Origin of the sequence: Novosphingobium sp. CF614 (genome assembly GCF_900113255.1) — a bacterium.
In the GTDB taxonomy this organism is placed as follows: domain Bacteria; phylum Pseudomonadota; class Alphaproteobacteria; order Sphingomonadales; family Sphingomonadaceae; genus Novosphingobium.
The window spans coordinates 81938-92613 of sequence record NZ_FOOR01000007.1 but is presented as its reverse complement, the minus strand read 5'-3'; the positions used below and the strand labels follow the sequence as shown (position 1 = coordinate 92613).

9 protein-coding genes are annotated in these 10676 nt (G+C 66.1%); 3 read left to right on the top strand and 6 right to left on the bottom strand.

Going from position 1 to position 10676, the window contains the following annotated elements:
* From BM052_RS10170 to BM052_RS10155, 4 genes are read right to left on the bottom strand one after another with little or no spacing between them, the layout of a single operon-like run.
* Complete coding sequence (locus BM052_RS10170; protein WP_091146288.1) at window positions 1-597, bottom strand: anthranilate synthase component II; 597 nt, start codon at window positions 595-597, stop codon at window positions 1-3.
* Entirely contained in the window at window positions 594-1373 is a 780-nt protein-coding gene (locus BM052_RS10165; RefSeq protein WP_255406067.1) for a phosphodiester glycosidase family protein, read from the bottom strand. Before BM052_RS10165 ends, BM052_RS10170 begins: the two co-directional genes overlap by 4 nt.
* Window positions 1370-2881 carry an anthranilate synthase component I family protein gene (locus BM052_RS10160; protein ID WP_091146287.1) on the bottom strand — a complete coding sequence of 504 codons (1512 nt, stop codon included), beginning with the start codon at window positions 2879-2881 and terminating at the stop codon, window positions 1370-1372. The genes BM052_RS10165 and BM052_RS10160 overlap by 4 nt, the downstream gene beginning before the upstream one ends.
* Before the next feature lie 15 nt (window positions 2882-2896).
* The gene (locus BM052_RS10155) at window positions 2897-4840 is read right to left on the bottom strand and encodes a peptidylprolyl isomerase (protein ID WP_091146285.1); all 1944 of its coding nucleotides are present in this window, start codon (window positions 4838-4840) and stop codon (window positions 2897-2899) included.
* 289 nt (window positions 4841-5129) lie between these two features.
* Between BM052_RS10155 and tpiA the strand changes: the two genes are divergently transcribed.
* The 3 genes from tpiA to BM052_RS10140 all read left to right on the top strand — a co-directional run bounded on the left by tpiA (window position 5130) and on the right by BM052_RS10140 (window position 8220).
* Entirely contained in the window at window positions 5130-5888 is a 759-nt protein-coding gene (tpiA, locus tag BM052_RS10150) for a triose-phosphate isomerase (RefSeq protein WP_091146282.1), read from the top strand.
* A gap of 156 nt (window positions 5889-6044) precedes the next feature.
* The gene (gene secG / locus BM052_RS10145) at window positions 6045-6461 is read left to right on the top strand and encodes a preprotein translocase subunit SecG (RefSeq protein WP_091146281.1); all 417 of its coding nucleotides are present in this window, start codon (window positions 6045-6047) and stop codon (window positions 6459-6461) included.
* Window positions 6462-6591: 130 nt separating this feature from the next.
* A complete protein-coding gene (locus tag BM052_RS10140; protein WP_091146279.1) occupies window positions 6592-8220 on the top strand; it encodes a CTP synthase in 1629 nt (542 codons plus the stop codon).
* Between the two features lie 71 nt (window positions 8221-8291).
* On the opposite strand, the gene BM052_RS10135 is transcribed toward BM052_RS10140, so the two are convergent.
* The gene (locus BM052_RS10135; RefSeq protein WP_091146278.1) at window positions 8292-8630 is read right to left on the bottom strand and encodes an energy transducer TonB; all 339 of its coding nucleotides are present in this window, start codon (window positions 8628-8630) and stop codon (window positions 8292-8294) included.
* 65 nt (window positions 8631-8695) lie between these two features.
* Complete coding sequence (locus tag BM052_RS10130) at window positions 8696-10573, bottom strand: methyl-accepting chemotaxis protein (RefSeq protein WP_091146276.1); 1878 nt, start codon at window positions 10571-10573, stop codon at window positions 8696-8698.
* Between the last annotated feature and the right edge of the window lie 103 nt (window positions 10574-10676).

The following is a 10676-nucleotide window of genomic DNA, read 5'->3' as shown; positions in this document are numbered from 1 at the left end:
TCACGCCGAAAGCCGTTCGGGCATGCTGGCGTCGATGCCGCACAGTCTCAGGAAATTTGCCAGCATCGCGTGGCCGTGCTCGGTGGCGATGCTTTCCGGGTGGAACTGCACGCCGTGGATCGGCAGGCTCTCGTGCCGGAAGCCCATGACATGGCCGTCGTCCGAGCGGGCATTGACCTTGAGCGCTCCGGGAATGTCCTCGACGATCAGCGAGTGATAACGCGTGGCGGTGAAGGGGGAGGGCACGCCCGCGAAGACGCCGGTATCGTCATGGGTGACGGGCGAGGTCTTGCCGTGCATCAGCCCGCCGCGCACCACCTTGCCGCCGAAGTACTGGCCGATCGACTGGTGGCCCAGGCATACGCCGAGCAGCGGCTTGCCGGCATCGGCGGCCGCGCCGACGAGATCGAGGCTGATCCCGGCCTCGTTGGGGGTGCAGGGGCCGGGCGAGATCAGGAAGCCGCGCGCACCGCTGGTGATCGCTTGTCCAGCCGAAAGCGCGTCGTTGCGCACGACTTCCACTTCGGCGCCCAGTTCCATCAGGTAATGGACCAGGTTCCAGGTGAAGCTGTCGTAATTGTCGATGACGAGGATCATGGTTTCGCCTTTGCCCTTTTCTCGACGACGATCAAGGGGCCGAGCGGCGGCCCGCCATCGACGCGGCCCATGTGCGGGTCCCACAGCGAGGACACGCTGCCATCCAGGAACAGCGCGTTGGGGCAGTGGAGCGCATCGCGGAAATAGCGGGCGAGCTTGCCGAACGAAATCGGCTCGTCGGAAATCACGAAATGCGCACGGCCCTGCGCGTCGACGCCGACGCCGTTGCGCAGCTTGAGCGACTGCCCGTCCGCATCGATCCTGGGATGCAGCTTGCCGGCAATCACCAGCATCGGGCCGGACTGGGTGCCGAAGTCGGGGCGCTTCGAAACCTTCGCCGCGAAATCGTCGCTGGCGAGCACTGCCCAGTGGCCGCCGGCATCGCCGTAGAACACGCCGTTGGGCAGCATGTGGAAGTTGCCCTGGCCCTCGTTGCGGTTGAGCTTGTGCCGCCGCTCGCCCTCCTCGACGTAGTAGCCGATGGGCTGTCCCGCGTCGTCGAACATGCCGCCGTTCATGGCGAAGGCGACTTCGTGCGCCTTGTCCGGCCGGCCGACGGCAAGCTGCGAAAGGCTCCGATAAGGCGCGCCGTCCATTGGGCCGAGCACCATGTGGACGGTGTGGCGGCCCGGCACGGCTGTGCAGTGGGTAAGGGCGGAGCCTTCGAACGTGGCGCTCCCGCATGGGGGCGGGGGCGGGGCCTCGCGGCGTTTCTCGGCCTTGCCGGAGGAGCAGGCGACGACGAGCAGCAGCGCGGCCAAGGCCCCGCGTTTCACTGCCCGAAGCCCGGTTCCCCGGCCACTCTTACCGCTTCGCGCGCCGCTGCGAACAGGGCGCCGCTCTTGGCCTCGCATTCGCGCTGTTCGTAGGCCGGGTCGCTGTCGGCGACGATGCCGGCACCGGCCTGGACGTGGAGCACGCCGTCCTTGAGCACGCCGGTGCGCAGGACGATGCACGAATCCACCGATCCGTCCGGCGCGAAGTAACCGACGCCGCCGGCATAGGCGCCGCGCGTCTCCGGCTCGAGTTCGGCGATGATTTCGCAGGCGCGCACTTTGGGCGCGCCTGAGACGGTGCCGGCGGGAAAGCCTGCGAAAACCGCGTCGATGGCGTCGTGCCTGGCCGTGTCCAGCTTGCCGATTACGTTCGAGACGATGTGCATGACGTGGCTGTAGCGCTCGATCGTATAGCTGTCCGTCACCTCGACAGTACCGGCCCGGGCGACGCGGCCGACGTCGTTGCGGCCGAGGTCGAGCAGCATCAGGTGCTCGGCGCGTTCCTTGGGATCGGCGAGCAGGCTGGCCTCGTTGGCCCTGTCCTCCGCCGGGGTGCCGCCGCGCGGGCGCGTGCCGGCGATCGGGCGGATCGTCACTTCGCCTTCGCGCACCCGCACCAGGATTTCCGGGCTGGACCCGATCAGGGCGAAGCCGGGCAGGTCGAGGAAGTAGAGGAACGGCGAGGGGTTCACACGGCGCAGCGAGCGGTAGAGCGCCAGTGGCGGCAGGGTGAATTCGCAGGTGAAGCGCTGGGCCAGCACCACCTGGAAGATGTCCCCGGCTTCGATGTAGTCCTTCGCCTTGAGGACCATCGCCTCGTAGTCGCCCGCCGCCATGACCGGGCTCGGCACGGGCTCGGGAAGGCCGGCGCTCACCGGCGAGGCGGGGACCGGCGCGGCAAGGCGGCGCAGCGCTTCGTCGATGCGCTCGGCGGCGATATCCACCACGTGTTCGGGTGCGCCTGCATCGGGCCAGAGCGGGGCGACGCAGAACAGCTCGTCGCCCAGCCGATCGAATACCAGGATCAGCGAAGGGCGCACGAACAGCATGTCGGGCAGGTCGAGCGGGCTTTGGGGCGCGCGCGGGAGCTTCTCCACCAGGCCGATGGTCTCGTAGCCGAAGTAGCCGACCAGGCAGGCCAGCGCCCCCGGCAGCTCGGCCGGTACATCGATCCGGCAGGCGTTGACCAGGCCGCGCAGCTCGGAAAGACTGTCGCCCGCCATGGCCGTGAAGGCCGTGCGATCGCGCTGCCATTGCCGGTTGATTTCGCACGCGGCGGCGCTGGCGCGGAACACCAGGTCGGGATCGAGGCCGATCAGGCTGTAGCGCCCGCGCGTTTCCCCGCCCTCCACCGATTCGAGCAGGAAATCGCCGCGTTCCGGCTCGAACAGCTTGAGCGCGGCGCCGACCGGTGTCTCGGTATCGGCGACGAGCTTGCGCCACAGTAGCGCCGGCTCACCCCGTGACAGGCGCTTCAGCGCCGCCGAACGATCCGATTCGCGCTGCATGCCTCCGCCCGCCGATCAGTTCGCGGCGGCGCCGGAAAGCTGGTCCCGCACGGCCTTGATCGCGGCGGCATTGCGGGTCACGCCCACGTCCTTGCGGATGGCTTTCGCTAGCGCGTCGCCATAGGCCTGGCCCAGCTGCTGCCCGAGTTCCTTCTGGGCGCCGAAGACCAGTTCGCCGGATTCCACCTTGCCGGGCACGATATCCTTGAGCAGGACCACGAACCATCCTCGCTCCTGCGCCGCCGACTGCACTTTCACCGTGCCCTTGGCCATGTGGAACATCAGGGAGACCGGCGGCGGCACCTGCTTGCCGGCACGCAGCGCGGCGGCCAGCGTGGGGCGGGACATCGATACCTGCTCGACCGGGGGCAGCGGCTTGCCGACATCCGCCATGGCCTGCTCCAGCGACTTGCCCTTGCGGATAGTATCCAGCATCCTGAGCGCGGCGGCCTTCGCCGCCTGCGAGCCGGCGTCGATCTTCCAGGCCTGCGTCACGTCGTCCTTGATCTGCGCGAGCGGGGCAGGGGCGGAGGCGGCGATATTGGTTACGTCATAGATCACGAAAGTCTTGCCGCGTTCGACTTCGGCGACCTGCGGTTCTTCCTGTTCCATCGTGAACGCGGTCGCCAGCACCGGCTTGAGCACATCCGGCGCGGTTTGGCCGGGCTTCATGTAGACGCGGCCGTCGGCGACGAGCGGGTCGGTCTGGCTGGCTTCCACCCCGATCGCCTTGGCTACCTCGACCAGGTTGGCGCCGTTGGTGAACTGGTCCTCGATATTGGCGAGCATGTCGCTGAAGGCCTTGCGGCGCTTTTCCTCGGTGAGCTGCTTGACCAGTTCGTCCTTCACCTCGGCGAGCGGGCGGGCCGGCGTCTTCCGCTCTTCGTCGACGCGCACCACGTGCCAGCCCAGCGGGCTCTTCTTCGGGGCGGCGATCTTGCCCACCGGGGCGGCGAACACGGCTTCGGCGATTTCCGGCGAGAATTGGCTGGAAAGCTGCTGTCTGCTGAAGAATTCAAGCGGCGCGGCCGAGAGGCCCTTTTCCTTGGCTGCCGTCTCCAGCGACTTGCCGCCCGCGACTTCGGCGGCGACCGCACGGGCGGCGGCTTCGGTGGGGACGATCAACTGCGTGATCTTGCGATCGTCCTGCGCGGCGTAAAGCGCCGTGTCCGCCTTGTAGCGCGCCGCGATTTCAGCGTCGGTCGGCGCCGGCGGATTCTTGAGGGCTTCCTCACCGAAGGCGGCATAGCGTACCACGCGCCGTTCGGGCAGGATGAACTGTTCGGTGTGTGCCTTGTAGAAGGCGGCGAGCTGGGCATCGGTCGGCGCCGTTTCGGGCGCGAACAGCACGGAGGGCAGGACGACGACGGAGCCGGAACGAACCTCGTTCAGCAGCTCTGCATAGCGTCTGGCGGCATATTCGGGCATGATCGTGCCGAACTGGGCCGGAGCCAGCAGTTGCTGCGCCGAAAGGCTTTGGGCGAAAGTCTTGCGCAGGTTCTCCTCGGACATGCCCTGCTGTGCCAGCGCCTGCCGGAAGGTGTTCTGGTCGAACTTGCCGTCGACTCCCTGGAAGGCGGGAATCTGCGCGATTTCGCTGTCGACCAGGCGTTCGCTGACGACGATCCGGCTTTCCTTGCCGAAGGCGTAGAACGCGGCGCGGTCGATCAGGTCGCCGAGCACCTGCTCCAGGCCCCCTTGCGCGACCAGCAGCTTCATCGTCGCGCTGGGCTGCTGCTGCTTGACGCGGCTCAGCGCCTGGTTCGCGCCCTGGGCCAGGTCGACGCCCGATATGGTTTCGCTGCCGACGGTGGCGACGCCGCCGCTGCTCAGTCCAGTGGAACTGCCAAAACCGGCGATATCGCCGCTGGCGAAGGCGACGGCGATGATTGCCAGCATTGCCAGTGCGATACCGGCACCGACCTTGGACTTCAGAAGGGAACGAAAGAAAGAGAGCATGGACCGTGCCGATCAGCGATTGCCTGCGCGAAACCTGCCGGCTTCGCAGTAAACGGGCGCAGGCTTTAGGGGGCCTTGTGGCATCCTGCAATGCCGACTCGCACGATATGCGGGAATTCCGCCCGTCGCGGGTTCTTGGATGACGAATTCGGTTATTGCGGATGGGAATGGCCGATGAATTTTGACAAGTCGGGCAGGGCTGGCCTAGCAGCGCCGCGAGGGCGATGGCCTGATTCCCCGGACGGGCGGGAATCGCCGGTGCGCGCCATGGATTTATCAAGGGTTTGAAATGGCTGGATTGCCTTACATCGTCGGAAACTGGAAAATGAACGGCACTCGCGCGATGCTCAGCGAAGTACGCGCGATCGACCGGTCGGCCGCACGCTTTCCCAAGGTGCAGGTTGCGGTCGCGCCGCCCGCCACGCTGCTCTACCGCGTTCGCGACGCCGTGGAAGTCATCGGCATCGGCGGCCAGGACTGCCATGCCAAGGACAGCGGCGCCTTCACTGGGGATATTTCCGCGCCGATGCTCAAGGATGCCGGCGCGGACTTCACCATCGTCGGTCATTCCGAACGCCGCACGCTCCACGGTGAAAGCGACGCGGACGTCAGGAGCAAGGCCGAGGCGGCGCTGGCGGCGGGCCTCGCGGCGATCCTCTGCGTCGGGGAGACGGAAGCGGAGCGCGATGCCGGACGGGCCGAAGAGGTCGTCGGCGGCCAGCTGGAGGGATCGTGTCCGCGCATCGACGGGGCACCCGAAAAGCTCTCGGTGGCTTACGAACCGGTCTGGGCCATCGGCACCGGCCGCGTACCTTCGGTCGAGGACGTGGCCGCCATGCACAAGTCGATCCGCGACAAGCTGGTGGCGATCTACGGCGCCGGCGGCGCGGATGTGCGCATCCTCTACGGCGGCTCGGTAAAGGCGGACAATGCCGCCGAACTGCTTTCCATCCCCGATGTCGGCGGCGCGCTGGTGGGCGGCGCCAGCCTTACGGCGGAAAGTTTCCTGGCCATCGTCGGCGCGGCGGCCTCGCTGGCCGACGATTGAACGAATCGCGGGGGCGGGAAATCGGCGTTTCGCCCGCTCCCGGCCTGATCGAACAGGCTGGCGGGTTGCGCGATGGCCGCTTCGCGCCTATCTGCGCGGCGAATGACGCGGGCAAGGTAATGCGGACTGGGCGCCCGCCGGAAGGTTGAAACGAAGATGTTCCTTTTCCTGACCGTGGTCCAGGCGCTGGTTGCGGCAGCGCTTGTCGGCGTGATCCTGGTGCAGAAGTCGGAAGGTGGCGGCCTTGGAGTCGGCGCCAGCCCTTCGAGCTTGATGTCCGCGCGCGGGGCGGCCGATTTCCTGACCCGGTCGACGGCGGTCCTGGCCACCCTGTTCGTGGTTCTCAGCATCGTTTTGGCGGCTCTGGCCGTTGACCAGACCACTGGCCGCGACATCGATACCTCGCTTGAACGCGGCACCATCACCCCGGCCCCCGCGCAGCCCGCCGATCCGCTTGGCGGAGCGGCCAATCCCGGTACTGCTCCTGCCCCCGCCACGAACGGCGCGGGCGCCGGCACTCCTGCCGGGCAGGCGCCTGCCGACGATCCGCTTTCGGGCGCCGCCAAGCAGTAGCCGTTCGGCATTCCAACGTAACCGAACTGCCGTTTTGCTCATGCAGACGGCGGTTCATTCAATTTGACCTGTGGATTCAGGCACAGGGCGCTTGCCCTCGTGCCCCCATGCAATTTAAGGCCCGACTCCCATGGCGCGGCATATTTTCATCACCGGCGGCGTGGTTTCCTCGCTGGGCAAGGGGCTGATGGCGGCAAGCCTCGCGGCGCTGCTGCAGGCGCGCGGGTTCAAGGTGCGGATCCGCAAGTTCGATCCTTACCTGAACGTCGATCCGGGCACGATGAGTCCGTATCAGCACGGCGAGGTCTACGTCACCGACGATGGCGCCGAGACCGACCTCGACCTGGGCCATTATGAGCGTTTCACCGGTGTTTCGGCACGGCAGGCGGACAATATCACCTCTGGCCGCATCTACCGGGACATCATCGCCAAGGAACGGCGCGGGGCCTATCTGGGCGCCACCGTCCAGGTGATCCCCCACGTCACCGACGCGATCAAGGAATTCGCGCTGGCCGAGACCGAGGATCTCGACTTCGTCCTCTGCGAGATCGGCGGCACTGTCGGCGATATCGAGGGCCTGCCCTTCGTCGAGGCCATGCGCCAGCTGCGCAACGAGCTGGGCCGCGAACAGACCTGCTTCGTCCATGTCACGCTGGTCCCCTATATCGCGGCGGCGGGGGAGCTGAAGACCAAGCCCACGCAGCACTCGGTGCGGGAACTGACGGGCCTGGGCATCCAGCCCGACATCCTGCTGTGCCGCTGCGACCGCGAACTGCCCGAAGGCGAGCGCCGCAAGATCGCGTTGTTCTGCAACGTGCGCCAGCAGGCGGTGATCCAGGCGCTCGATGCGCCCAATATCTACGCGGTTCCGCTGCAGTACCATCGCGAGGGTCTGGACGCGGAGGTTCTGCACCACTTCGGAATGTCATCTCCCGCACCGGATCTGGGGCGCTGGGACGACATTACCGACCGCTACCAGAACCCGGAGGGCGAGGTGACGATCGGCGTGGTGGGCAAGTACGTCGGCTTGCAGGACGCCTACAAATCGCTGAACGAGGCGCTGGTCCACGGCGGCATGGCGAACCGGGTCAAGGTCAACATCCGCTGGATAGATGCCGAGATCTTCGAGAAGGAGGATTCGGAAATCGCCGCGGCGCTGGAACCGATGCATGGCATCCTCGTGCCCGGCGGCTTCGGCGAGCGCGGCACCGAGGGGAAGATCGCGGCGGTACGCTTCGCTCGGGAACGGGACGTGCCGTTCCTGGGCATTTGCCTGGGCATGCAGATGGCCTGCATCGAAGGTGCCCGCGCGGCCGGCATCGAGAAAGCCAGCTCGACCGAATTCGGCGCCACCGAGGAACCGGTGGTCGGCATCATCACCGAGTGGATGAGCAAGGACGGCCTCCAGAAGCGCGCCGAGGGCGGGGACCTGGGCGGCACCATGCGCCTGGGGGCCTATCCGGCCATACTTTCATCGAACAGCCATGCTGCGGCGATCTATGGCTCGAACCAGATCAGCGAGCGTCACCGCCACCGCTACGAAGTCAACGGCGCCTACCGCGAGGCGCTCGAAGGAAACGGACTGATCTTCTCGGGCATGTCGCCTGACGGCCTGCTGCCCGAAATCGTGGAACGGCCCGATCACCCCTGGTTCGTCGGCGTGCAATTCCACCCGGAACTCAAGTCCAAGCCTTTCGACCCGCACCCGCTGTTCTCCGGCTTCGTTGCCGCCGCGCTCAGGCAGGCCCGCCTGGTCTGACTTGATCGGCCTCCTCCATGGAGGCTGATTCCATCGCCATCGCTCCAGCGCGTGACAGTGCGACGTTCAGGTCAGAGCAGTTTCCAGGTGAGCGGCAGCACCACAGAATTGGTTCCGGCCGGCGGTGCGGGAAGGGAGCCGACCCGCGAAACCAGGGCAATCGCCTCCTTGTCGAGGGTGTTCGACCCCGAGGAGCCGATCAGTTCGGCTTTCTCCACTTTGCCCGAGGTCGAGACATAGACCTTGACCTTCACGGTTCCTTCCTCGCCGCGCATCTGCGCGGTGCGGGGATAAGTCTGCTTGGACGCGATCGTGCGCTTCACGTTGGACAACCAGTCGTCGGCAAAGCTCGGGCTCGCGGTCAGGGCCATTATGGAAAATACGGCCGAAATCTTCAGTATCGTCTTCATTGTACTCTCCGTTTTCATGGGGGTGACGGCTTGGCGCCGATCTTTTTGGTTGTTTTATTCACACTCTAGAATTCGCTCCAGTCATCCAGGGCGAGAGCATTGGCGCCGGAGACCGCCGGTGCCGGGGCGTATCTGACCTGCTCCGCCGGGCGAATGTCCGCCTCGTGGTGGATCGGCATGGGCGAATGGCCGAAGGACGCCGCCTGCATCGCACCCGCGTCATCCAGCCTGAAGCTCGACATCTGCGACATCAGGCGCTGCGTCTCGTGCGAGAGGTTGCGACTGCCGGCGGAACTCTCTTCCACCATTGCGGCGTTCTGCTGGGTAAAGGTGTCCATGCCGGCGACCATTGTCGAAATCTCGGTGATGCCTTCGGCCTGCTTCTCGGCGGCGCCGGCGATCTCCTCTACAAGCGTCGAGACCGTGACCACTTCGCCGACGATCTTGCGCAGGGCATCGCCGCTGCTTTCCACCAGGGAAACGCCGTCGCCGACCTGGCGCGCGCTGCGATCGATCAGCTTGCGGATGTCGTTGGCGGCGTCGGCGGAGCGCTGGGCCAGCGCGCGCACTTCGGTGGCGACAACCGCGAAGCCCTTGCCGGCTTCGCCGGCGCGCGCGGCCTCGACACCGGCATTGAGCGCGAGAAGGTTGGTCTGGAAGGCAATGCCGTCGATAACGTTGATGATCGCGGCCATCTCGCGCGAGGTCGTCTCGATGCCGCGCATGGCGTTCACGGCCTGGTGCGCGATGCCTTCCACCTTGTCCGCGGTTTCGCGTGCCACGTTGAGGCGGGTGCTGGTCTGGCGCGCATTGTCGGCGGTGACCTGCACGACGCTGGTGAACTCGCTGAGCGTGCGCGAGGTATCCGCGAGCGAACTTGCCTGCTGCTCGGTCCGGCCGGCCAGATCGGACGTGGCCGCCGCGATCTCGTCGGTGCCCACGCGGATCGAATGGCAACCCTCGATGAGCTGGCTCATGGTTTCGGAAAGCCGCGCGACCGCGAGGTTGTAGTCAAGAGGCAGGCGGGCAAGCGCGCCTTCGCCGGTTTCCTCCAGGCGGTTCGCCAGGTTTCCTTCGGCAAGTTGGGCAAGGCCGTTGCCGATGGCTTCGACAGTGAGCTGCAAGTTCCGCGCGCGTTCCTGTTCCTCGAGAGCCCGGTCCTGATCGGCCCGGGCCAGTCCCTGGAAGCGTTCGAGAGCGCGGGCGAGGCTGCCCAGCTCGTCCTGGCGCTCGCCGCCGGGAATGGCGACGTTTGTGTCGCCGTCGATCAGGCGGCGCACGGCGCTGTCCAGCCGTTTCACCGGCTTGGCGATCGAGCGCATCATGACGAGCAGGAGGACGACCGCGCAGCCGAGACCGGCAAGCGCGGTGACGATCACGACCTGGCGTGCCTTGGAATAGATGGTCTCGCCGCGTTTGGCTGCGTTGTTGGCGACCTTGGTATTGAGGTCCACCAGCGCGAGCAGATGGTCTTCCAGGTTGTAGAAGCTATCCAGGGATTCGCCTTCGAACAGCTCGTGCGCCGCTTCCATATCGGATTGGGCAAGGTTCAGCAGCGAATCGCTCTGGGCGATATAGGCCCGCCAGTCCTCGCGAACCTTGGTCAGAGCCTCGACTTGCGCGGGATCGTGAATGTGCCTGCCGTATTCCGCCAGCACCTCGTTGATGACGGCCTGCGAGTTGCGCAGGACCTTGTTCTGACGTTCCCAGGCCGCAGTGCCGGCGGCCTTGAAGGTATCGGCCTGGTGGATCCGATACTGGGACGCATAGGCGTGAAGATCGCCCAGGTTCTGCGAGGCGGGCAGCGAGTCCGTGGTCAGTTCGTTCGTCAGGGAATTCACTTCCCCGATCTGCTTGATCGCGAACACGCCCATGCCCGCCATGATGGCGAGCAAAAGGCTGAAGGCGAACACCAACCGGTGGGCGATCTTCAAACGTTTCATCGGCCTGTCGGACTCCTGCGAACTACAGGTGTCTACATAGCCAAGACTGGTTTGGTCCGATTTAAGCCGCTCGGGTGGTATTCACCCTAGTAAGCTGGCTGCA